At 57.1% G+C, this 23588-nt stretch carries 22 protein-coding genes and 1 tRNA gene; 13 read left to right on the top strand and 10 right to left on the bottom strand.

Translation table 11 applies throughout. The features are described 5' to 3' along the window. Window positions 1-171: 171 nt before the first annotated feature. Both CVT63_04015 and CVT63_04020 read right to left on the bottom strand, forming a co-directional pair. A complete protein-coding gene (locus CVT63_04015) occupies window positions 172-1317 on the bottom strand; it encodes an inositol-3-phosphate synthase (protein PKQ28195.1) in 1146 nt (381 codons plus the stop codon). Window positions 1318-1354: 37 nt separating this feature from the next. Continuing rightward, on the bottom strand, window positions 1355-1957 hold the full coding sequence (locus CVT63_04020; GenBank protein ID PKQ28177.1) for a PadR family transcriptional regulator: 603 nt from the start codon (window positions 1955-1957) through the stop codon (window positions 1355-1357). Between the two features lie 295 nt (window positions 1958-2252). On the opposite strand from CVT63_04020, the gene CVT63_04025 reads away from it, so the two are divergent. From CVT63_04025 to CVT63_04035, 3 genes are read left to right on the top strand one after another with little or no spacing between them, the layout of a single operon-like run. After that, on the top strand, window positions 2253-3119 hold the full coding sequence (locus tag CVT63_04025) for an AAA family ATPase (protein PKQ28196.1): 867 nt from the start codon (window positions 2253-2255) through the stop codon (window positions 3117-3119). Further along, a complete protein-coding gene (locus CVT63_04030) occupies window positions 3116-4453 on the top strand; it encodes a hypothetical protein (GenBank protein ID PKQ28178.1) in 1338 nt (445 codons plus the stop codon). Before CVT63_04025 ends, CVT63_04030 begins: the two co-directional genes overlap by 4 nt. Further along, window positions 4417-6612 carry a hypothetical protein gene (locus CVT63_04035; GenBank protein ID PKQ28179.1) on the top strand — a complete coding sequence of 732 codons (2196 nt, stop codon included), beginning with the start codon at window positions 4417-4419 and terminating at the stop codon, window positions 6610-6612. Before CVT63_04030 ends, CVT63_04035 begins: the two co-directional genes overlap by 37 nt. A 189-nt stretch (window positions 6613-6801) precedes the next feature. Here the strand turns inward: CVT63_04035 and CVT63_04040 are convergent, their stop codons facing one another. Together CVT63_04040 and CVT63_04045 are read right to left on the bottom strand one after the other, a co-directional pair. Further along, window positions 6802-7977: an acetyl-CoA C-acyltransferase gene (locus CVT63_04040; protein ID PKQ28180.1), complete on the bottom strand. Its 1176-nt coding sequence runs from the start codon at window positions 7975-7977 to the stop codon at window positions 6802-6804. 148 nt (window positions 7978-8125) lie between these two features. Further along, window positions 8126-8398, bottom strand: a complete 273-nt coding sequence (locus CVT63_04045) for a Veg protein (protein ID PKQ28197.1) — start codon at window positions 8396-8398, stop codon at window positions 8126-8128. A gap of 500 nt (window positions 8399-8898) precedes the next feature. Here CVT63_04045 and CVT63_04050 point away from each other — a divergent pair. Next, window positions 8899-8974: transfer RNA gene (locus tag CVT63_04050), tRNA-Gly, on the top strand. A 19-nt stretch (window positions 8975-8993) separates the two neighbouring features. Here the strand turns inward: CVT63_04050 and CVT63_04055 are convergent. The 3 genes from CVT63_04055 to CVT63_04065 form a co-directional block, all read right to left on the bottom strand. Continuing rightward, window positions 8994-9500 carry a putative toxin-antitoxin system toxin component, PIN family gene (locus CVT63_04055; protein ID PKQ28181.1) on the bottom strand — a complete coding sequence of 169 codons (507 nt, stop codon included), beginning with the start codon at window positions 9498-9500 and terminating at the stop codon, window positions 8994-8996. Then, window positions 9395-9613, bottom strand: coding sequence for a hypothetical protein (locus tag CVT63_04060; protein ID PKQ28182.1), 219 nt, complete (start codon window positions 9611-9613; stop codon window positions 9395-9397). Before CVT63_04060 ends, CVT63_04055 begins: the two co-directional genes overlap by 106 nt. A 144-nt stretch (window positions 9614-9757) precedes the next feature. After that, a complete protein-coding gene (locus CVT63_04065) occupies window positions 9758-10273 on the bottom strand; it encodes a hypothetical protein (GenBank protein PKQ28183.1) in 516 nt (171 codons plus the stop codon). 22 nt (window positions 10274-10295) lie between these two features. On the opposite strand from CVT63_04065, the gene cysM reads away from it, so the two are divergent. Then, window positions 10296-11192: a cysteine synthase B gene (cysM, locus tag CVT63_04070; GenBank protein PKQ28184.1), complete on the top strand. Its 897-nt coding sequence runs from the start codon at window positions 10296-10298 to the stop codon at window positions 11190-11192. Between the two features lie 197 nt (window positions 11193-11389). Beyond that, window positions 11390-12439, top strand: a complete 1050-nt coding sequence (locus CVT63_04075; protein PKQ28185.1) for a hypothetical protein — start codon at window positions 11390-11392, stop codon at window positions 12437-12439. Here CVT63_04075 and CVT63_04080 read toward each other — a convergent pair. Together CVT63_04080 and CVT63_04085 are read right to left on the bottom strand one after the other, a co-directional pair. After that, window positions 12432-13232 carry a histidinol-phosphatase gene (locus CVT63_04080; protein ID PKQ28186.1) on the bottom strand — a complete coding sequence of 267 codons (801 nt, stop codon included), beginning with the start codon at window positions 13230-13232 and terminating at the stop codon, window positions 12432-12434. The two genes, CVT63_04075 and CVT63_04080, sit on opposite strands and share 8 nt — an antisense overlap. Further along, window positions 13229-13936, bottom strand: coding sequence for a hypothetical protein (locus tag CVT63_04085; protein ID PKQ28187.1), 708 nt, complete (start codon window positions 13934-13936; stop codon window positions 13229-13231). The genes CVT63_04080 and CVT63_04085 overlap by 4 nt, the downstream gene beginning before the upstream one ends. A 42-nt stretch (window positions 13937-13978) precedes the next feature. Between CVT63_04085 and CVT63_04090 the strand changes: the two genes are divergently transcribed. The 7 genes from CVT63_04090 (at window position 13979) to CVT63_04120 (ending at window position 23241) form a co-directional block, all read left to right on the top strand. Then, the gene (locus tag CVT63_04090) at window positions 13979-15397 is read left to right on the top strand and encodes a hypothetical protein (GenBank protein ID PKQ28188.1); all 1419 of its coding nucleotides are present in this window, start codon (window positions 13979-13981) and stop codon (window positions 15395-15397) included. 31 nt (window positions 15398-15428) lie between these two features. After that, on the top strand, window positions 15429-15869 hold the full coding sequence (locus CVT63_04095) for a hypothetical protein (protein PKQ28189.1): 441 nt from the start codon (window positions 15429-15431) through the stop codon (window positions 15867-15869). An 82-nt stretch (window positions 15870-15951) separates the two neighbouring features. Further along, window positions 15952-18333: an endopeptidase La gene (gene lon / locus CVT63_04100; GenBank protein PKQ28198.1), complete on the top strand. Its 2382-nt coding sequence runs from the start codon at window positions 15952-15954 to the stop codon at window positions 18331-18333. Between the two features lie 4 nt (window positions 18334-18337). Then, a complete protein-coding gene (locus CVT63_04105; GenBank protein PKQ28190.1) occupies window positions 18338-18622 on the top strand; it encodes a hypothetical protein in 285 nt (94 codons plus the stop codon). A gap of 323 nt (window positions 18623-18945) precedes the next feature. Next, entirely contained in the window at window positions 18946-20853 is a 1908-nt protein-coding gene (locus CVT63_04110; protein PKQ28191.1) for a hypothetical protein, read from the top strand. 2 nt (window positions 20854-20855) lie between these two features. After that, window positions 20856-21524, top strand: a complete 669-nt coding sequence (locus tag CVT63_04115) for a DNA polymerase III subunit epsilon (protein ID PKQ28192.1) — start codon at window positions 20856-20858, stop codon at window positions 21522-21524. Window positions 21525-21546: 22 nt separating this feature from the next. Next, window positions 21547-23241, top strand: coding sequence for a hypothetical protein (locus CVT63_04120; protein ID PKQ28193.1), 1695 nt, complete (start codon window positions 21547-21549; stop codon window positions 23239-23241). 50 nt (window positions 23242-23291) lie between these two features. Here CVT63_04120 and CVT63_04125 read toward each other — a convergent pair. Next, on the bottom strand, window positions 23292-23588 hold a 297-nt coding region (locus tag CVT63_04125; protein ID PKQ28194.1), incomplete at its 5' end, for a V-type ATP synthase subunit D.

Consider the following 23588-nt stretch of genomic DNA (forward strand, 5'->3'; position numbering starts at 1 on the left):
TATGGTCAATGATCGAACACGGAAGGGAGTATGAACTTCGGGAAAACACATAAATCCTCTTGAAAATTCGGGAAGAATGTTCAGGCACCGTCTACCGCTAAAGCGGTAGACGGTGCCTGACCCCTCTACGCAGTAAAGGTAGACGGTGTCTGACCCCTGATGTTTTGCATATTAGTCAGAGATCGCATCCTGGAGGTCTTCGAGGTCTTTCCCGTTGCCCATTTCCGCGGTGGAGATGAGTCCCGTGTCTTTTCCCTGGATGAACTCTTCCACCATGTCGCGCGCCTTGCTGTCGGAGAACTGGATGGGCGGGGATTTCATGAAATAAGCGGACGGACCCACCAGAGCGCCTGATATGCCCCTGTCCATCGCGATCTTACAGGATCGCAGCGCGTCGATGACAATGCCGGCGGAGTTCGGCGAGTCCCACACCTCCATCTTGAGCTCTATGTTCAGTGGAACGTCCCCAAAGGCCGTTCCCTCGCAACGGAGGTAAGCCCACTTGCGGTCTTCCAGCCAGGGCACGAAGTCAGAGGGGCCGACGTGGATACAGTCGCTCTCGATCTTGCGATCGAGCTGGGAGGTTACGGAGTTTGTCTTGGATATCTTCTTGGACTCCAGCCGCTCGCGCTCGAGCATGTTCTTGAAGTCCATGTTGCCGCCGACGTTGAGCTGGCTCGTTTTGTCGAGCGTGACTCCGCGGTCGTTGAATAGGCGCACGAGAGCGCGGTGCACGATTGTGGCCCCGACCTGGCTTTTGATGTCGTCACCCACGATAGGCAACCCCGCGTGGTGGAACTTGCCCTGCCACATTTCTTCTTTTGCGATGAAGACCGGAATGCAGTTGACCACGCCGCAACCTGCCTTGAGGGCTTCGTCGATGTAGTAACGCGTGGCATCTTCGCTACCTACGGGAAGGTAGTTTATGAGGACGTCGGCCCCGCTCTCCGTCAGTTTCTTTGCGACGTCCACTTCAGGCGCCGTGCTCTCGGCAATGGTCTCTCTGTAGTATTTGCCAAGGCCATCCATGGTTGGGCCACGGTGCACCTTGACGCCCAACGGTGGCACGGTTGCGAACTTTTTCGTGTTGTTCGGCGGCTCGAGGATGGCTTCAGCGAGATCCTTGCCAACTTTGTTCGAGTCCACATCGAACGCGGCCACGAACTTGATGTCGTTCACGTGATAAGCTCCCATGGTCACGTGCATGAGTCCCGGAACGCCATCATCTTCGCTGGCGTTACGGTAATGCTCGACTCCTTGTATGAGGGATGAAGCGCAATTACCCACGCCTACTATTGCGACCCTGACTTCTGCCATCTTCAAATGCCTCCTTGTTCACATCGCGGTGGCTGAGCTAAACGCTCGAAGCCACCGAAATTTCGCTCTGTGTGGTATCCATTTCTATCTCGTCCAAACTGCTTGCGGCGTCCCTTTTCAGGATCATTCCCCGCTCGTGCTCGATCAGCTTGCCCAGCCACCTGATGTCGCTCTTCAAGAGATCGATCTTGTGGCGCATCATATTAGTGCGGTAATGCTCCTTGTCTCTGTTGCTCGAATAATACGTTTTGACCGTGGCGACCTGCGCTTCGAGGGACTCACGCCTGATTTCGAGCAGTGACAGGCGGGACTCAGGCGCCAGGTACTGGAAGAACGCCATGCGCACATCAAACTTCTCGCCTTCAGCAAGGCGCGCATCTGAGAGGTTGTCCGTAAGCATGCGCATGAACTTCCCCTCACCGTCCCCTGTGATGCGGTACACGTTGCGATGTCTCGTCTTCTCCTTGACGGAGTAAGCCCGCTCAATGGCACCCGACTTCTCGAGACGTTTCAGCGCGGGATAGAGAGAACCGTAGCTCACTACCCAGAAATGACCGAGCATATACGAGAGCCGCTTCTTCAGCTCGTACCCGTGCATCGGCTTTTCCTTGAGAAGGCCCAGAATCGCCAGATCAAGCACTTTCCGTCGCCTTTCCTTACAATTGACTCCCAATATATCAATTCGATATATCAGAACAGAAGTATATATCGATTTGATACATCTGTCAACAGACGAAGCGGGCGGTGGAAAATAGCCTTGCGCCAACCTGTTTTCGGCCTATTTGCTACAATGCTTCCACGCCTCTTGATGACGAGAAAAGGATGACGCGGTGGAACAGTCCGAGGCTCAGGAGAAGTCGAGAACCCTCGCGGCGAATATCGAGACCGTGATAAAGGGAAAGCGCCGTACGGTCGAGCTGGCGGTCATTGCGTTGATGTGCGGAGGCCATCTTCTGATAGAGGACGTTCCCGGCACCGGCAAGACAATGCTCGCCCGGTCCCTCGCGTGCTCGATAGAGAGTTCGTTTCAACGCATCCAGTTCACCCCCGACCTGCTTCCATCTGACGTGACGGGGGTCTCAGTGTTCAACCAGAAAACGTGCGAGTTTGAGTTCCAGCCGGGCCCGATATTCGCCAACGTGGTTCTGATCGACGAAATCAATCGCACCACGCCGCGCACGCAATCCAGCCTGCTGGAGGCAATGGAAGAGCGCCAGGTGACCGTGGACGGCCAGACCATGCGCCTGCCGGACCCGTTTTTCGTGATAGCAACCCAGAACCCGATAGAGTTTTATGGCACATACCCTCTGCCTGAAGGGCAGCGGGATCGTTTCATCATATCCGCGGGGCTTGGATACCCATCCTTCGAGTCCGAGAAGATGATCGCGACTGATCAGATGTTTAGACATCCAATAGACACCATCAAGCCCGTGTTGAACGCCGATGAGATCAGGGAGATACAGTCCGCGGTAAAAGAGGTGTATTTGCACCCGGATCTGATGGATTACGCTGTAACTATTGTGCACATGACCAGGAACCATCCCGCCCTTCTGCTGGGAGCAAGCCCGAGAGGAAGCCTGGCGCTGGCGCGCACTTCACAGGCGTCAGCGATGATGGACGGCCGCGACTACGTGATTCCTGATGACATCAAAGAAATGGCCCGGTGGGCGCTGCCGCACAGGTTTATCACCAGAGAGCGCTCGCGCACTCGCATGCGCGAGTCGACGGAAATAATGTCGGAGATACTCGAACAGGCGCCCGTGCCCGTGAAAGAAACCGGGTGCCGGGACGAGGGAATTTGACAAAGAGATCCCTCGTTACCGCGCTTGTCGGCCTGGCGCTGCTGTTGATCGCATCCAGCATCAAGTCGGGGTGGCTTTACCTTGTCGCAAGCGTTCTCTTTTCTCTCCTGCTCGTGGACATCCTTGCTGGCTGGCGGGCGACGCGCAAGCTGGACGTGTGTCGCTCGATGTCGGCTCGAGTCTTTGAGGGTGATCCATTCAGTGTGTTGATCCGCGTGAGCAACACAGGGAGCGCTGGCAGACGCCTGCTGACGGTGAAAGATCTCCTGTTCAAAGGCAAGGGAAGCGATGCCCCGGGAAACAGAATGCGTTCTCACAGGGCGGAGTTCAAAGAGTTTTTGCGCACGGGCAACGCGGTCGACGCTCGAGGTCGCGCGCGCGACTCCAGCGTTAAGACAATAGCTTTTGAGTACGTTCCAGGTCATACCGGGGTAGATGCGTCTTATGAGATGGTGGCGCCCAGACGTGGCGTGTATGGCCCCGCGGAGATGAGCGTTTCGTCGGGTGGCGTTTTTGGAAGCGCCAGTATCCGCAGAAGAACGTCAACCGGAGAGCGCCTGATAGTTTTTCCCCGAATATCCCCTGTTGATTCATCTTATTTCAACGCACACGTGAGTCCTGTCCCCGTCGAGTCGATCGAGTGGTCCCGCAAAGGCATCGGCCAGAATTACTACGGGACACGGGAGTACTCCAGGGGCGACTCGCTACGTCACATACACTGGCGTTCCAGCGCGAGGCGAGGCACGCTCATCGTGAAAGAGTATGAGCAGGAACTGAAGCCTTTTGTTGCGCTTGCCGTAGCGCTATGGCCACCTGTGTTTGGAGATGAAAATCACAACAGCATGGAGGACGGTCTGCGCGCCGCGGCCTCCATTGTCAGCTTCTACGAGTCGATGGGGCATCTTCCGCTGCTGGTTCTTCCAGACGGTAACGCGTTTGAGAGTGTAGAAGCATTCACCCTCTTCGGTTGCCTCGAGACGCTTGCCTCATACAAGCCCCCGGCGCCTCTGATAAAATCTCGCGCGGAAAAGGCCGTGGTCAAAGTTCTCGAGACAACGCGTGAACTGATGCCGCCCGGCCAGCCGCTCGTTCTGGTTACAAACGCCCCCCCTGAAAGTGTGGCGGAGGCTCTCGAATCGTTTGGCGATTGTCTGGCAGGCTCGCTCGTTCTAGCGCTGGATGGCGCCTACGGGCCTCGATGGGAAGAGGAATGGCCGTATGAAGCGCCGTGGCTGGCGAGGTTTACCGGCCTTCCCTTTACTCTCTACGCGATTACGTCTGATCGGGAGATAGGTCGATGCTTGAGCGAATCATTGAGTACTATCGCTTTATAAACAGGCCGCCATATCACGAGAAGTCCAGTGGCTTTCGCGTGGCCGTTCTGGCCACGGTACTCATAAGCGTCGTGGCGGTGGTGAAGTATGGCGCGGTCGGTTGGGACGCCGGGGCACTGGTGGTCATTGAAGTCATAGCGGGCTCGACGTTTTCATACTACACGAGGGACCGGGCAAATCTGCTTGTAAAGATCGTCCTGAGCGTCCTGCTGCTCACCGTGTTTTTTGTTTTCTGGACCGAACTGGGCAGCTCGATCTACGACCTCAGGTACCCGCTCGTGAAGCTCTTTTTGTGTCTGCAGGTTCTGCACTCGTTTGACCTGCCCGCTCGAAGAGATCTCGACTTCTCGCTGGTCAGCTCAGCGGTGCTCATAGCGTTCGCGGGATCGATGAGCGTTTCGAGCGACTTCCTCTACTTCATAGTGCCGTTCTTCGTGATAGGACTCGCGTCTCTCTATCTGGGGCACAGGTCGTCGCTTGTGGCACAGTCCGATCTCTTTGTCCCGGCGAAGAAGAGCCACCCCGGGAGATTGCTGGCAGTGACCGGCCTGGCCATTGTGCCGATTGTCCTGTTGATATTCATGGCGTTGCCGCGCCTGTCGGGCTTCAACAGCCCCTACCTGCCGATGACAAAAGTGGGAAACATCCCGAAGTCGTTCGAGCCGTTCATAAAAAACCCTGGCTACAAAAACATCACGGGATTCCCCGCGAACCCGTTGCCGTTCAGCCCCGATTCGTACCACGGGTTCAACAGTTTTCTTGACCTGCGCGTCCGCGGGATTCTTCCTGACGGGATTGTCATGAAGGTAAGGAGCGGCAAGCCGGAGTACTGGCGGGCGGCAGCGTTTGACAGGTTCCGCGGAAACGGCTGGGAGAGCTCGGAAAAGAAACGGAAGGACATCTCCTCTGGCGGCCTGCCTCTAACCGTCACGCACCCGGAGGAGGCGTCGCGTTACAACGTTCGTGGGCTGGTGCAAACGTTCTTTATCGAGAAGCGGTTGCCCAACACACTCTTTGCCGCGTACGCGCCGCGCGACGTTTACTTTCCGACCCAGTTCTTGAAAGTGGACTCGATGATGTCGGTGCTGACTCCTGTCACACTGGATCCGGGCCTGATCTACACAGTTGTGTCAGAGGTCAGTGACGTCACGCCCGAAATGCTGCGGTTATCCACCGGCGCCATCACGCCTGAGAACTTGCAGAAGCGCTTCTGCCAGTTGCCCACTATGTCTGGCGCGGTGGGGAAGCTCGCGCAATCCGTCACGCGGGAAAGCTCTACTGAGTACGAGCGCGCGCAGGCAATCTGCGACTATCTGCGGAACAACTACCCGTACGATCTCAAGGTCAAGCGCCAGGGCAAAGACGAAAACACCGTGGAGTTCTTTCTGTTCAATGCCAAACGGGGATACTGCGAGCATTTCGCGACGACGATGGCCGTGATGTGCCGGACGCTCGGGATCCCCGCGCGAGTGGCTGTCGGGTACGCGACCGGCGAGTACAACTCACTAACAGGCTACTACGAGGTAAGCGCCCGCGACGCGCACGCCTGGGTGGAAGTCTATTTCCCGACCTTCGGCTGGATACCGTTCGACCCGACGCCCGGCTGTTCCGATCCCTTCACGTTCCCGAACAAAGACACGACCTGGGCGGGGTTCTCGCTCTTGAAAGTCATGGGAAAAACAGTGGGGAAAATATTGCCGGCGCGCATGCGGCGCGGGCTGAAGCGGTCGGGGCTCGCGCTCGGGCGCGCCATCTCGCGGTTAGGGCGCGGAACTTCGGCATTCGCCAGGTGGGCCTGGCCTCTTGTCCCGGGGATGTTGATCGCGCTCGCGGCAGCCGGTGTTTTTTGGAGACGGAGGCGCAGACGCGCGAATCTCCCTCGTCCCGCGCCCGAGCGCGCGGACGGGACGGCGCGGCGCGAGGTAGTCGCATTCGGCAGAATGGTCGAGGCGCTTTCAAGTGTGGGGCTTACCAGGAGGACAGCGGAGACCGCGCTCGAGTTTGGTCGCAGGGCTGACGCGTCTCTTGGGCTCGGCCTGTGCGTGAAAGCCGCCGCGCTCTTCTACCGGCCAAGGTTCACGCGCGAGCCGATGAGTGCCGATCTAGATGAACTCGAACACATAGTTGATGAGATAGAAACACGCCTGAAAAACGCATAATGGGGTCAAACCATATTATGCGTTTTGCAACAGATAAATGGGAGTATGCATAGAAATGCATAATGGGGTCAAACCATATTATGCGTTTTGCAACAGATAAATGAGAGTATGCATAGAAATGCATAATATGGTTTGACCCCATTATGCGTTTTCGCGTCCGCGCGCTATTGAGGGACTGACCCCCAAAAGTTAAAGGCGCTCGATTATCATTGCGATTCCCTGCCCGCCGCCGATGCAAAGCGTAACGCAGCCAACGCTCGCGTTCCTGTCCTTGAGTTCCTCGAGGACAGTCGCGATGAGCCTGCCGCCGGAGGCGCCAACGGGGTGCCCGAAAGCGACGGCGCCCCCCCAGATATTCGCGCGCTCGGGATCGACGCCAAGCTCTCTCTCGCAGTACAGGTACTGCGCCGAGAAAGCCTCATTGATCTCCCAGATGTCGATGTCCCGCACTGTCATGCCAGCGCGCTCCAGCGCCTTGCGCGACGAAGGCACGGGGCCGTATCCCATGTAGGCGGGATCCACACCGGCGACCGCATAAGAGACAACGCGGCCCAGTGGCGCGATTCCCTCCGCTCTGGCCCGGTTCTCCGACATGAGAACTGCGGCGGCGGCCCCATCGTTGATGCCGGACGAGTTGCCGGCAGTGACGGTTCCATCCTTCACGAAAGCGGAGGGGAGCGCTCCAAGTTGCTCCAGATCAGTGTCTTTGGGGTGTTCGTCGGTGTCAAAGACGACGGTGCCCTTGCGGCCCTTGATCTCCACGGGAACTATCTGCGCCTTGAGCTTGCCTTCAGCGATGGCCTTCAGCGCCTTCTGGTTGGACGCGAGAGCGTGCCTGTCCTGCTCTTCGCGTGTGATGCCATGGCGTTTCGCGATGTTTTCCGCGGTTTCCCCCATAATCAATCCGGTAATAGGGTCGTTGAGAACTTCCCAGAGGCTGTCGGTGAGAACTGAGTCGCGCATTCGGAGCCCAAAGCGCGCGTCCTTGGAAAGATAAGGCGCCATGCTCATGTTCTCGACACCACCCACAATGACGACCTCGTCTTCGCCAAGCATTATCTGCCGCGCCCCGGCTACAGCCGACTCGATGCCAGAGCCGCATCCCCTGATGACAGTATGGCAAGGAACCGTAACGGGGAGACCGGCCGCGAGGCCGCCACAGCGCGCCACGAGGTTGTTTTCGTCGGTTCTCGTGATGACCTGCCCGAAAACTACGGAGTCTATGGCGTCAGGCGCGAGGTTCGCGCGCTCGAGCGCCTCCTTGATTACGAGGGTTGTAAGCTGAACGGGAGGGACGCTCTTGAGCGAGCCTCCAAATGTCCCGAACGGTGTCCGCGCCGCGGATACGATTACGACGTTCTCCAACTGAGCCTCCTTTGAACAGCCGCCCGCGGGCGGTATTGTGATTGCTGCCTCAAGCCCGGAGTATTTTACCGTTGTGTCAAAGCAACTGGCAAACAACGCCGAAATAAAAAAGCGGCGCCACCGGGACGCCGCCTTTGAAATTGACGAATCAACTGCTAAGCCAAACGAACATGTCCTCTTCTGAATCCGGTTTGGAGAGCTCTACTGTTTTGGTGATAATGTCGGTGTAGCTATAGGAAATACGCTGACCGGGAGCGGTCTTGGCATCGACCCTGACCACAAAGACATGCGGGTAAGTTTCTTCAAGCACTGCCATATTCTCGACGACGACCTTGCGTCCTTTGTTAGCCCTGACCTTGAGTTTTTCACCGAGGCATTCCTTGAGATCTTCGCGGATTCTTTGCAGCACATTGACTTTCAGAGGTTCGGAGTTTCTCAAATCTTCCACCTTTCTGTTCCGCGGGGGGAGGGCAATTACCTGATACTATAAACAAATTGGCAAGAAATGTCAAGGCTTGCATTGCTTATTGAATTCAGTCTTCGTGTCGTTGCCGTAGGAAGCCTGTACCACCTCTTCCATTCGCGATATCTCCTCATCCAAAAGAAAACTGAAGTGGCTCGCGCGCTTCTGTGCCGCCAGCCGGCCGTTGTTCTGCAGGCAAAACCGGATGAAAATATCTGTCAGTCAGGCACCGTCTACCGCTCCGTCTACCGCAACCAGGGGTCAGGCACCGTCTACCGCTGCGCGGTAGACGTTGCCAGACCCCCTGGGTTGTTTCGTGTATAAAAGTGAGAACTAAAGTGGGGGTGTGCTACCCTGAGACATTTTCATTTTAGGTGGTGGCGCGTCCGCGCGCCATGGGGGACTGATCCGTGTTGCCCGTTCGATTTACAAAGACGATGCTGTTATCATAGCCGCGAGCGGGAATAGCTCAGTTGGTAGAGCGTCAGCTTCCCAAGCTGAAGGTCGCGGGTTCGAGACCCGTTTCCCGCTCCAAAAACTAGAAGAACATTTGCTAAGGCCGGCCCTTCTCGAACCTCCAGAAGTTAGACGGCCTGATGATTAGCGTGCCTTTGAATTCCTTGAGAACAAGCAGGTCTTCGTCACCGGTTATCAAACAGTCGGCTTGCGCCGCTTCGGCGCAAGCGAGAACCAGGTCGTCTGATGAGTCACGGCAGATAGATTCTTCGATCGGATCTGCCTCAACGAACCCGAGATTGTTATCCAGGTAGCCCAAGATTTCCTCGACCGTTGTGGGGGGAAACGAGAACTTCTTGGAGAGAACAGATTCCACCTCATTGCGGATATGCGGGGAGATGAAGTTCTGATGAGACGAAAGGCAGTGCTCAAATACATCGAACGATGTCCCACGAGTGATGAAGGCGGAAACGATGACGTTTGTGTCGAATACGACCCTCAAGACACTTCCCTGAAAACGTCCTCGTCGGTAAACACGCCCCTGGCCTCGGCGAGGGGAACCATCTTCTGGCGAATGCGCTCGAGATCCTTTCTGGCGAAGTATTCGTTCAGTGCTTCTCTTGCTATATCGCTACGGTTCACCTGGTTTTCCTTGACCAATTGATCCAGCTTCTTTTTAAGCCGGGGGGGCAGGCTTATTGACACTGATTCTCTCATCATGCTCCTTCTCTATTGGACTGCTGTATTACAATTTGGCACAATTATTGTACTACAATATAGCACAACTATCAAGACTCTCACATAGAAAAAGTACGGAGATTAAGCGAGCCGCATTTCCCGCTCCAGATTTTGCGTTTCTCGCTAACTCTCCAGAACGCAACGTTTTTTGAGGTCGTTCAGTGAGGAGTTCATCACGCGTTTGTCAACACTTTTGAGGAGTCTCTTCGTCAACGGGTTGAGCAGCGCCCGCGGGATAGAGTACGCAACTTCGTAATGATAAGTCACTTCGGTGCGGTCATCGTCCAGCGCCTCGAGCTTGTACCATGAGCTACAGTCGTCAAGGTCTCCCTCGACGTAGGCCGTCTCTATTTTGTTTTCTTTTTCTTTGTAAGTGTAGTCGAGGGTATAATTCACCTTTGTCAGGATAGCGTCCACCACGTAGCGAACCTGTGTGCCGCGCTTTTTCTTGTCCCGCTTGATAACCTCGACCTCAACAACGCCTGACATCCAATCAGGGTACGACTCGAAATCAAGGAGAGTTTCCATTATGGCGTTGACAGAAGCGTCGATGATGATTGAATCGGTTAACCCCGCTTTGCTCGCGTCAGCCATTCCACATCCTTTACTCGTGACGAACTCCGCAAGAAAATATATCATAAGGTAGAGTCAGGAGGACAAAATGAATGACGCCGATGAAAATGGAGTGCTAAACCTTATAGGCCATACTCCGGTAGTCGAGATCAAGGCTATCAATAAGAATCCCAGCGCGCGAATCCTCGCGAAACTCGAGGGCTTCAACCCGTGCAGCTCGGTAAAAGACCGCATCGCGCTCTACATGCTCGAGGGCGCGGAGCGGCGCGGAGAGCTCAAAGGCGGCATGACCATTCTGGAGCCCACCAGCGGCAACACGGGCATCGGCCTGGCGATGGTCGCTTCCGTCAAGGGTTACAAAGCAAAGATAGTCATGCCGGAGACTATGAGCGTCGAGCGCCAGCGAACACTGAAAGCCCTTGGCGCGGAACTGGTGCTGACTCCGGGCGCCGAAGGCATGAACGGCGCTATTGAGATGAGCCGTGTCATGTCCTCAGATCCGCGCTATTACATGCCCAACCAGTTTGCCAACCCGGACAACGTTCGCGCGCACTACGAGGGGACGGGACAGGAGATCCTCGAGCAGACCGATAAAGTCGATGTGCTGGTTGTTGGCATCGGCACCGGCGGCACGCTTATGGGGGTCACTCGAAAGCTCCGCGAGCGGGATCCCGGCCTGAAGGCCGTCGCGGTCGAGCCGTTCGTCAACTCACAAATTCAGGGGCTGCGCAACTTCGCCGATTTTATGCCTCCGATATTTGACGTCTCCATCCTCGACGAAAAGGTAAATGTGGACGATCGCTCGGCGTTTGAGATGACACACACGCTCGCTTGCGAAGCGGGCTTGTTTGTGGGCATTTCGAGTGGCGCGGCGATGTGCGAGGCCGTGCGCCAGGCGTCGATGATGAAGAGCGGAACCGTTCTTGTGATATTCCCGGACAGGGGAGATCGCTACCTCTCGACAGAGTGCTTCAACTACCCTTGAGCCGCGCATCTAAACGCATAATGGGGTCAAACCAAAATATGCGTTTTTATGGGCGCTCCCATCATTTATCTGTTACAAAACGCATATTTTGGTTTGACCCCATTATGCGTTTTTGCATTACGGTTCCATCCCTCCCGCTGTCGGAAAACCCCGGTTGTGAATGTGGTTGCTTTGCTTTATAATTAAGCAGAGTAATTATGAAAGATATCAACGAGCTTTACAAAAACGAGGGATATATACTCGAGGAACTCCTCGCAAGCGACTCCTGGGGAGAGCTCTATCGCGGGGTTTACCTGCCGCACCAGCGGCAACTCCTGTTCCGTAGGTTTACTTCCGGGTTGGCGGAACAGGCGCCGTGGGAGCTCGCGGCCGCCGAGATTCAGGCGTGGGCGAGAATCGACCACCCGGCTGTGCTGCAGCCACTTGATTGGGGCAATCCCCCGGTCGGCCCGTACCTCGCAACGGAGTTGCCCGATGGGCTTCCACTCGCGGCTATGGTTCAGGAGGCCGGTGGGGTCGTAGAGCCCGCGCCCGACCGTATATTCGCCGGACTTCTCGAGGCTGTCGAAGCGGCGCGGCGGTGGGGGGTTCTTCATCTGGGGCTGGGGCTTACAAACGTGTGGGTTGACGGTAGCGGCGCGGTCAAACTCTCGGAGTTCGGGCTCTGGTACGTCCGCGCGGAGTTTCCTGAGCTCGCGTCCCTCGAGACGCCTTTCCTCGCTCCCGAGCAACGCCAGGGAAAAGCTACCGCCGCGACTGACGTTTACGCGCTTGGCGCTCTCTTTGTTGTGCTTCACAGAGGCATTGCGGGACTGGTGCTCGATGCGGGAGAAGAAGCGCGCGCCGTCCTCGAGTTCCCCGATGGCGTTCAGTCCGCTGTCTCTCGCTGTCTCGACGCGAATCCGCTGGCGAGGCCGCGCTCCGCCGGAGAACTTGCCCTTACGCTGGGAATCTCGACGTGTGATGAACCCCCTCACTCCTACCGCGATTGCCCTATCTGCAAGTTAAAAGAAGAGATCGCTCGCGACAGGGGGCTGCGGCCCAGGAGCGCAACCGACAGGCTTCGAGCTTTCATTCAGGGTTCAGCCGACGCGTCCCGCGACATCTCGACTCCCACGGCAGGCGCTTCCGGTTCCCCGGCGGAACGATCCCGGCCGGGTGATGAGATAGACAGCCTGTTTCCCTGGATCGTAATCGCCGCGCTCGCGCTCGCGACTCTCGGGGTGTGGATATTGGCGTTCAGGTAGAAAGGGGCGCGAGCCGCATGACACCGCGATCGAAAGTCGCCATCTCTTTGTAGCCGGCATCATTAATGAGCGTGAGCGCGCTGTCAAAATCCCGCGCGATGTCCTGGGGGTTGTGCGCGTCAGAGCCAAGCGTCACAGGGACGCCGAGGGACGCCGCAAGCTTCACGAACTCGGGCGCCGGGTACATCTCGCGCACCGGCCAGCGCAATCCCGCCGTGTTGATCTCGTAGCAGGCGCCCGCGTTTTTGATTTTCATCAAAAGATCGCGGTAGCGCGGTTCGAGATCGATTGAAGCTCGCACGTTGAACTTCTTCGCGAGGTCGGCGTGCCCGACCGTGTTGTAGAGCCCTGTGGAGATCATGTCTCCGACGGCGTTCAGATAGTCGATATAGAACTGATCGATGTCGAGCCCCTCGTATCGCGCGAGCTGGCGCGGGTCGTCAAATAGCCAGTCGTCGAGCATGTGCACTGAGCCTATCACGTACTCCCAGGGATACTGTTCCAGCAACCGCGCCCGCTTCTCCTGCGTGGGGGCGTGATAATCGGCCTCGATACCGAGACGGACGGTGATCCGCCTGCGGTAGCGTTCCTTCAGATCAAGCACGCGCTCGACGTATACAGGCAGATCCTCGGGCGCCATCGCCAGGCAGGGATCATCGGTGTAGAAAAGAGGGAGATGATCGGCGATGCCCACTTCGTCGAGTCCTTTGGCGATCGCGGCCTCGACAAGCTCATCGAGCGCCCCGGTTCCGTGTCCGCACATGTTCGTGTGCACGTGGTAGTCAGCGATCAATTTTTATCATCCCCGGATAGTTTTTCCAGTAGCGCTTCCTTTGTCCGCTGGAACTCCTCGGGCGTGAGGACGCCCTGTTCCCGCATGGCGTCAAGGCGCTCGATCTGATCGACGATCTCCGAATAGAGAGGCAGCCTTTCCGGCGGCAGAGGGTTTATCTCGGAAGTAGGCTGGTGCTTCTCGACAGCCCGCGCGACCCGCTGCTGCATGGACGGCTCGTCCTCGCCACCGTGCTGTCGGCGGATTTGCTCGAGCACCTGCATCTTGAGTTTTTCAGGACCGGGAACGTTGCGGTAAGAGAATGGCCCGGATTCGCCCGCCGACTCGACAACCAGATCTCCCATGCCGAGCAAGCGCCCCAGAACCATCTGGCAGAACGACACGTCGTTTATCTTTGAGAGAGGAATCTCACGTGACCGTCGCGAGATTACTCCCGTCTGATAGATAAGTCGCCCGTCAGTCAGAACCAGGTTGGCGTGCGACCAGATCAGCACCCGCGAGGCCAGATAAAAGGAAAGAGCCAGGATAACAAGCAGGCCACCGAAGACGATCCAGGCATCAGCGCCGGTAGGAAACAGGATAGCGATCCATGTGGCTAGAAATCCACATAAGAGCACAACGGGCTTCCAGAGCACGAATAGATGATGATGGACATCAAACACAACCATCTCATCTGTCGAGAGCATGGATTCACGATATTTCATGTAATGCTTTGACCTCCCATCTTCGACGGCGCAAAACGCATAATGGGGTCAAACCAAAATATGCGTTTTTATGCATACTCCCATTTATCTGTTACAAAACGCATATTTTGGTTTGACCCCATTATGCGTTTTGGCTGGAAACATAGTAGCAGAAAGAGTTGGTGTAAAATTGAGGTAATCATGAAGATGTACAGTGAAGGTAGAGAACGGCCAACGAAATACAGGCGCCGAAGGATACGCTGGCGATGGATGCTCAAGTGGGGCGTTCCCGCGTTTGTGCTGTTGCTGGCGCTCCTGCTTGTGTGGGGATTCGTGTGGCTCAAGGGCAAAGAGTCAAAAATGAAAATCCCCGCCGTCGCCAGGGCGCTTGACTCGAAGAAAGGCGGCCAGCCCGACACCACCCTGATAATTGGAGTCGACAAAGGCAGCGTCCCGGGCGAAGAGGAGAGCCGGGCCGACATACTGATGCTGGTAAGTGTCAATCCGGACGGGGAAAAAGCCGCTGTCATATCGATTCCCCGCGACACTCGCACGAGGATCAGTGGCTACAAGGGATACAACAAGATCAACGCTTCCCATGCGTTCGGTGGCGCGGAACTCACTATTGATACGGTTCGTGAGTTCACGGGGTTGCCGATCAACCACTTCGTCGAGATAGATTTCCAGGGATTCAAGGACATAGTGAACGCGCTTGGCGGCGTGAAGATGCATATCGACAAAGCTATACACGACAAGTACGCCGGCGATGTGCCGGCGGGTGACGTAACTCTCACCGGGAATCAGGCGCTCACGCTCGTCCGCGCGCGTCACGACGTTCACTCGGTTCCCGGCGGTGATCTGGATCGCATCAAAAACCAGCGCGATTTTCTGCAGGCGATGCTATCGACGGTCTCGCGCCAGCGAAACCCGTTCAAGGTCGTGAGGGTGGTCAACGCCGTCTCGAACGACGTGAAAACGGATCTCTCCTTTATGCGGATGCTCGGGCTTGGCCGGAAGTTGCGTGGCGGCAACCTCCAGATGTCAACGGTTCCCGGCGTGTCCAGGGTCATGGGTGGCGCGTGGTACTACATCGTGAATACAACTGAATTTCAACAGATGATAGATTCCTTTAAGAGCAAGCAGGAGGTCCTGCCGGAAAAGGAAACACTGGCGGACACTTCTAACGCTGGCAGATCCGGCGTGAAGGTCGTGGTCCTGAACGGATCGGGAGTGAAAGGACTCGCGACCACCGTCGCCAGGCAACTCACGCGCCTGGGATACCCACCGGTGGATGTCGACAATTCCTCGAGCAGGTATGATAAGACGACGCTGTACTATGCGGGGAGCGACAGCAGCAAGGCTGGCGCGGTTGCAGCCGACCTTGCCGGCGTGAACGAGCCCGTTCTCGAGAGTTCCGAGAACATAACCTCGAGTTACAGCGCGCAGGTTGTAGTGGTACTGGGGTCGGACTATAAGCGGTAGGTGGTCAGACCGGCCGGGAGGTGACGGGAAGATGGAAGAAGAAGTGTGTCTCATGGCGCCCGAGGACATCCAGAGTGAACTCGTGCTCTTTTTCGAGCACCTTGATCGCTGGAAGAGGCCGGTTTTCTTTTTCGAGAAGGCATGGCAACCCCTGTGCGACGTCTCCGAGACTGCGGAAGAGGTCATAGTGGTGGTGGATCTGGCGGGCGTCGAGAGCGAGAACGTGCGTGTCTCAGTGCACGGAGAGTACCTCTGCGTAAACGGCATCAGGCGTGAGCCGCCAACCGTGCCACGCAGGCGCTATCACCGCATGGAGATCAACTATGGGATATTTGAGCGCGAGGTGCCGCTTCCCTCGAGAGTGGATGCCGGGGCGGCGAAGGCCGTGTATGTCGACGGTTTCATGGAGATAAGGTTGCCAAAGGTTCCAAAGGCGCCTTCCGGAGAGGTGGAGATAGACGTTGACACTTGAAAATATCGCAAACGAGGGGGGCGCCACGCAGCCTGACGACGAGCCTGACGACGAGCTCGAAGAAGGCGCGGCCATCAACGTGCTGGACGAGCCGGCGCCCGCGCAGGACGAGAAAGGCGAAGCCCCGGTCGACAAGATAGAGATTGCCGAGGAGCTTCCGATCCTGCCGCTCAAGGACATAGTGATCTATCCACACATCGTGGCGCCGCTCCTGGTCACCGAAGAGCCACTGATCAAACTCATAGACGATGCGCTGGCAGGCGACCGTATCGCCGCGATCTTTGCCGCCAGGGAAGACATAGAAGACGAGGTTCCCGGCAAGGACGACCTCTGCGACGTGGGTTCCGCGGTAGCGGTAGCCCGCATGTTCAAGTTGCCGGACGGAAACATGCAGTTGCTGGTTCAAGGCATCGCGCGTATCAGGGCGATCGAATACACGCAGGAGCAGCCGTATCTCAAGGCAAAGGTCGAGCGCCTCAGGGATGTCCTCGAGGACACCGTCGAGGTCGAGGCGCTGGCCCGCAACGCGCTCAACCTCTTCAGACAGATTGTCAACCTGGCGCCGTACCTTCCCGAGGAGATATACATCGCGGCTATGAACGTGGACGAGCCGAACGATCTCGCGGATTTCCTGTCGGCGAATATCAACTTGAACACCATGCAGAAGCAGGAGATCCTCGAAGAACTCAATGTCAAGGAGCGCCTGCGCAAGTTGACAGTGTTTCTCAATCACGAGGTCGAGGTTCTGGAGGTGGGCTCAAAGATCCAGAATCAGGTGCAGTCCGAGCTTTCCAAGGGGCAGAGAGAGTTTTTCCTGCGCGAGCAACTCAAAGCGATTCAGAACGAGCTTGGCGAGCTCGACGAGAAGACGACGGAAATAAACAAAATTCGTGAAGCCATCGAGGAATCCGGCATGTCCTCAGAGGCGCGCAAGGAGGCGGAACGCGAGCTCGACAGACTCGCGAACATGCCGGCCGCCGCCGCGGAGTACACGGTCGCGCGCACCTACCTCGACTGGATGGTAAACCTGCCATGGAACAAGAGCACTGAAGACCTCCTGGATATTCAGCGCGCCGCGCGTATTCTCGACGAGGATCATTTCGATCTCGAGAAAGTGAAGGAAAGGATCGTCGAGTATCTGGCCGTGCGCACTATAAAGAAAGACACAAAAGGCTCGATCCTGTGTTTCGTCGGCCCGCCCGGCGTTGGCAAGACGTCGCTGGGGCACTCGATCGCGCGGGCGCTGGGGCGCAACTTCCACCGCGTCTCGCTGGGCGGCGTGCGCGACGAGGCGGAAATACGCGGCCACAGGCGGACTTACGTCGGCGCATTGCCCGGGCGCGTAATCCAGGGCATGCGCAAAGCCGACACAAATAATCCGGTATTCATGCTGGACGAAGTGGATAAGCTCGGCATGGACTTCCGCGGCGACCCGTCGGCGGCCCTGCTCGAGGTGCTGGATCCGGAGCAGAATCACTCGTTCAGCGACCATTACCTGGATGTCGCTTTCGATCTCTCTCATGTCATGTTCATCACTACCGCCAACGTGCTGTTCACGATACCGCCAGCGCTTCTCGACCGGATGGAGGTGCTGGAGTTGCCCGGCTATACCGAGCCGGAAAAGGCCAGTATTGCCCGGCAGTTTTTGATTGGACGCCAGCTCGCGGAGCACGGACTCGAGGAAATGAAAGTGACTATCGAGGACAAAGCGCTTCACAGCATCATCCGCAATTATACGCGCGAAGCGGGAGTGCGAAACCTCGAGCGCGAGATAGCGAGCGTGCTCCGAAAACTCGCGCGGCGAGTGGCAGAAGGCGAGAAAGGGCCGTTCGAGGTAACCGCCGGAGACCTTCATGACATGATCGGGCCGATAAGATTCCGGCAGGAGGTTCTCGAGGAGCGCGACGAGGTGGGAGTCGCGACCGGTCTCGCATGGACAGAGGTCGGAGGCGACGTGCTGTTCATCGAAGCGGAATCCTACCCCGGTGCCGGGGGTCTCATCCTGACCGGAAAGCTCGGCGAGGTCATGCAGGAGTCGGCGAAGGCCGCGGTCACTTACGCGCGCGCCAACGCGAAAACACTCGGCATCGCCGGGGAGTTTTTCGACAGGCGCGATATCCATATTCACGTGCCAGCGGGGGCTATCCCAAAAGACGGCCCGTCCGCGGGTGTAACGATGGCGGTCGCGCTTGTGTCGGAGGCCACCGGGAAGCCGGTCAGGAAAGAAGTCGCTATGACCGGTGAGATAACGTTGCGCGGCAAGGTGCTGCCGGTAGGCGGCGTCAAGGAGAAAGTGCTCGCGGCGCACCGCGCGGGCGTAAAGGAAGTCATGCTTCCCGAGGATAACGAAAAAGACCTGGAGGAAGTGCCCGATTTCGTGAAGCAGGAGATGCTGTTCTTGTTTGTCAAGAGCATTGATGAGATTCTGGCCCACGCGCTAAAACAGAGCGCGGGAAGGAAGTAAGATCGTGAACACAATAATACTGCTCTGCGATTATGCGGAAGTCATCGACGGCAAGCTGTACGTCATGGGGGGAGGCTGGACGGGTTGCCAGCCGGGATTGAGAAATATGGCGGTAGCCATTAAAGTTCTTGTTCCCTGGGACAAGACAAACATAAGACATGACATGTCTCTGATGTTGCAGGACACAAGCGGCGTGACCATCGCGTTGGGCGATCCGCCACAGCCGGTCAGGCATGATGGAAATTTCGAGGTTGGGTCGGCGCCGAGCTTGACTTCGCGGCGGCAATAGGGTTTGTCGGACTTCCGCTCGAGCCTGACAAAGGCTACTGCTGGCAGCTCGAGATAAACGGTGAACCTGCCGCGCACGCTTCCTTTAGAACAAACAAGCAATAATAAATTAGGTAAATTAGGGGTCAGGCACCGTCTACCTCTCCGTCTACCTTTACTGCGTAGAGGGGGATCTGGCAATGTCAACCGCGCAAGCGGTGAGCAGTGCCCCTGCGTAAAAGTGGATGAGAAAAGTGGAAAGTGACCGACGCCCCATGAAACATAAAATCGCCCGGTTGCGTCTAACCGCAAAGAAGCCGTGGATTGAAAGGGAAAGGTGGAACCATGAATAAAAAGTCAATCGCTCTTGTTCTGGTCTTGATCCTGGCGATCGCCGCCGGCATCGGCGTGATCACATACTACTACGCGAAAGACGGATTCGTCGCGAAGTCTCCACGACGAACATCTCTCGGCAGGTTCGCGTCCGCCGCTGATTTCATGAGAGCGTACAAGAACGGCCAAAAGGCGTATCAAGGCGGAATGATGTTCAAGTCCGCCGCGCCCGTCGCCGGCATCTCCGGCGCCCTGGAGCACTCCAGCACCAACGTCCAGGTCGAAGGCGTGGACGAGGCCGACATCGTCAAGAACGACGGCAGATACATTTACGCCATCTCCGGCAAATCCGTGGTTATCGTGGCGGCGCATCCGGCTGAAAAAGCCAGTGTTGTGTCGAGAATCGAGTCTGACAAAGATATTGAGCTGAGTGAACTGTTTGTCTTGCGCGACAGGCTGGTGGTGATCGGCGCTTCCCACTCCTCGCCCGAACCACTGCTCGAGAAAGACGTTTCCCGTCCACGCGGAAACACCGCTTTCGTCAGGGTTTACGATATCTCTGACAGGGAGAAGCCGGGCCTGATAAGGAATGTCGAGTACGAAGGCGCTTACTCGACGTCTCGAATGATCGGCAGCAACGTTCACGTTGTCCTGACCGCCTATCCGTACGTCACCTACGACCAGAAAAACATCACACCTTCAGACATCATTCCTCGCTACCGCGATGTCGCGGGCGGCGGCAAGGACGAGGCGTTCGCGCCAATCGGCGACTACAAAGATATCGAGGTCGTCGATCCCGAGAGCTTTACGTCTTTTCTCTCGGTCGTGTCCATCTCGCTCGAGAACGGGAGCGCTCGCCTCAACAAGAGAACGATAGCGGGTCATTCGGACAACGTGTACGCCTCCCTTAAGAACCTGTACGTTGCCAGTGGCGGAAACTGGCTCTACGACGGATTGCGCTATCCGCACGCTCAGCAAGACGAGCAAACCACGATCTACAAATTCAAATTTGACGGGCCGGGCACCAAATTTCTGGGCGCGGGAGAAGTCCCCGGCACGATACTCAACCAGTTTTCGATGGACGAGACGAAAGGTTATTTTAGGATAGCCACAACATGCGGGCGCGTAAGCCGTGAGGGATCTAGCTCGACCAATAACGTGTACGTCCTTGGCCCGGACATGAAGATAACGGGCAGGCTCGAAGGACTGGCGCGTGGAGAGAGCATTTACTCGGTGCGATTCATGGGCGACAGGGCCTACCTGGTCACGTTCAAGAAAGTGGATCCGCTGTTCGTGCTCGACATGACAAACCCGAACAAACCCACAGTTCTGGGCGCATTGAAAATCCCGGGGTACTCGGACTACCTGCACCCTTACGATGAGACGCACGTCATCGGCCTCGGCAAGAACACGGTAGAAGCCAGCCCTGAGGAGGGCGGTAACTTCGCGTGGTACCAGGGGCTTAAACTCGCCATTTTCGACGTGACGGACGTCGCCAATCCTACCGAGATGCACAAGGTAGAGATTGGCGACAGGGGGACAGACTCTTACGCCCTGTACGATCACAAGGCGTTCCTGTTCGATCGCGCGAAAAACCTGCTGGTTCTGCCTGTGTTACTTGCCGAGCTGACTCCTGATAAAAAGGCCGCGCCTGGACGCCATGCGTCCGACTACGGCGATTACACATTCCAGGGCGCTTACGCCTACGACGTCTCGCTGACCAGTGGCTTTGAGCTCAAGGGGCGTGTGACCCACCTGGACAACGCCGCCGAACTCACGCAGAATTACGGTTACTACGATTCAGCGCAGTCGGTGAAGCGGAGCCTGTGGATCGAGAAGAATCTCTACACGGTCTCAGAAAGCAAGATCAAGGTAAACAGGCTGGATGACCTGACCGAGGTGGCAACGGTCCAGATTTAGTTTTGTCGTCCTCAAGCGGAAGCGCGGACAGACTGAATAGTTACCAAAAATTGAACAATAACAATAACGACCGCGGCAATATTTCCATTGCGGAAGCGATCTTTTGCGCGTTTGACCTCGAGACGTGCGGTCTTTCCTCCTTCAGCCACATCGTCGAAGTGGGCGCCGTGCGCTTCAAGGTCGGAGAGGAAGGCGAGTACTTCCAGACCCTGGTTAACCCTGACTGCTTGATCTCTCCAGATGCGGTTCGTGTTCACGGGATCACCGATGAGATGGTCAGCGACGCGCCGCGGGCGCGCCAGGTTCTCGAGAACTTCTTTGAGTTCGCTTCCGGATGCGTGCTCGTGGCGCACAACGCGAAATATGACATCGACATAGTGACGACTGAGCTCATCAGAACCGGCATGGAGCTTCCGCCAAACGAGGTGATATGCACGATCAAAGCGTCAAAGCGGTTCCTGCCAAAGATGCCCAATTACCGGCTTGGAACCGTTGTGAAAGTTCTCGGCATTGACCACAGTGGGTATCACAGAGCGCTGGCGGACGCGGTCGCGGCCAGGCATATCTTCGAGAGGACGGTCACGGCCGAACCCTCCTGGGAGAACCGCGGGCTCTCGCGTTTTCTCGAGCAATGCTCGTCCAGGCGGCTCAGAACGAAACCATCAGCGTAGAACCGCAAGGGGATGTGCCCAGATGGCGAAGATGATCCCGGAGGTCGCCCTCGGCGCGAACGCGTACGGCGAGGCGCTCTTCTATAAGTGGCTCAAGGATAACCTGTCCGATGAGTACCGGGTCTTCCACGGCGTTCACCTGTTGACCTCGTCGGGTGACTCCATGCGTCGCGGCGAGACCGACTTCCTCATCCTGCACAAGAGCAAAGGCTTCCTTGTCGTCGAGGTCAAGGGAGGACAGGTGAGGAGGGTGGCAGTCCGCAACCAGTGGGTCTCCACCTCGCACACTGGAGAGGAGCACGTAATCAAAGACCCGTTCCTGCAGGCCGAGCGCAATGTAAACACGCTGGTGGAACGGATAAGAAAAAGCAATATCTTCGGTTCCGGCGCCGGGCCTTTGCCGGTGACGTGCGGCTATGCGGTGGCTTTCCCCGACGGCATCGCGCCCGATGAGAACCTCCCCCTCCACGTCGACAAGAAGATCGTCATAGATCACCGTGACGGGGAAACCATCGAAGCGCGGGTCGAGCAACTGTTCCAGGCGTGGCGCAAGAAAAGGCAAAGATCGCGGGATTTCACCGAGGATGAACACAAAGCGCTTCTCGACAAAGTGCTACTCGCGCGCTACGAGGTGACGGTTCCGTTGAACGTCCGCTTCGAGAAGGAGCACGAGCGTTTCGTGGAGCTGACCCGGACGCAGTGCATGTTTCTCGAGGCGATGCCCGACTTGAAGCGAGCGTTGTTCAAGGGCTACGCCGGCACGGGCAAGACCCAGCTCCTCATGGAGAAAGCTCGCCGGTTCGCGATGGATGGCGCGCGGGTGCTGGTTCTGTGCTACAACCAGCCGCTGGCGCGGCATCTGACATTGTGGGCCGACAACGTGGCGGGCCGGGCGGGTTCTATCACCGTGCGGCACTTCCACGGGCTATGCGAGGAGTACGCAAAAGCAGCCGGCCTCGAATACGAGCCGCCCGGCGAAGGAGCGCCGGAAGAAGAGGGCCAGGAGTTCTACGGCTATATCGCTCCGATGCTTCTGGAGGATGCCCTGGAGAAGGCGTCTGACCGGTTCGATTGCGTCCTGGTCGATGAAGGACAGGATTTTCAACGTGAATGGCTTGATGTAGCAATGAAGGTGCTGGATCTCGGCGGCCTGGATGTCTTCTATATCTTCTACGACGAACAGCAAAACATCTACGGCAAGAAACTGAGTTTCCCGTTCGAGGTAGAGCCCCATTCACTCAACTGGAACTGCCGGAGCACGGGAAACATCTGCGCACTTACCCGCAAAATCGGCGGCGTGAACATCAACTGTGTTCCTGACTGGATGCCCGGTGACCGGGTGCGGTTTTTTAGCTATCGCAAGCCGGAGGAGCAGGCGTCGATCATCGAGAAGATCATCTCGAGCCTGCTCTCGAGGAACATCGACACCGGTCGGATAATGATCATATCTTCCCACAAGCGCTCGCGCTCGTGCCTGGCGGACGTGAGCCGCCTTGGTGGCTATCCCCTCGTCGAGCATGAGCCGCCGGGAGAGAATGATGCCATCAGCTTCTCGAGCCTGCACCGCGCCAAAGGCCTGGAATCGGACATCGTCATATTCTGTGACGTTGACGGGGGTGAGCCGTACTGCAGCAGGGCGAACCAGTACGTCGCCATATCTCGCGCGCGTGACATGCTGTTCGTAGTGCATCACAAAAGCTGGAGGGTGACCGCATAAAATCGCTTGAGTCCGTTCGCCGTGCCATGATCCGCGCACTCAGATGCGGCTCAAGAGGAGGGGGCAGGCGTTTCGGCCACCATCTCCTTTATCTTCATGAGCCGGGTCAGGTTCGCCCTCTCGAACTCATCGAGCTTCATCTTTATGTAGCGGACGGTCTCCTCGAGTTGCGGTATCAGTACGTACTCGAGGGCGTTCACCCGGCGCCTGGTCCTCTCTATCTCCTCTGAGAGCATGAGAACCGACTTCTCCTTCTCGGCGAGCCCGACCATGCGCGGCAGTACCCCCCGCAGGACGAAGAGGGCCTCGTCGTAGAGCGCTGGCGTAGCCGCCAGCCCGTAGCAGTC

The sequence above is a fragment of the Candidatus Anoxymicrobium japonicum genome (assembly GCA_002843005.1).
GTDB classification, from domain to species: domain Bacteria; phylum Actinomycetota; class Geothermincolia; order Fen-727; family Anoxymicrobiaceae; genus Anoxymicrobium; species Anoxymicrobium japonicum.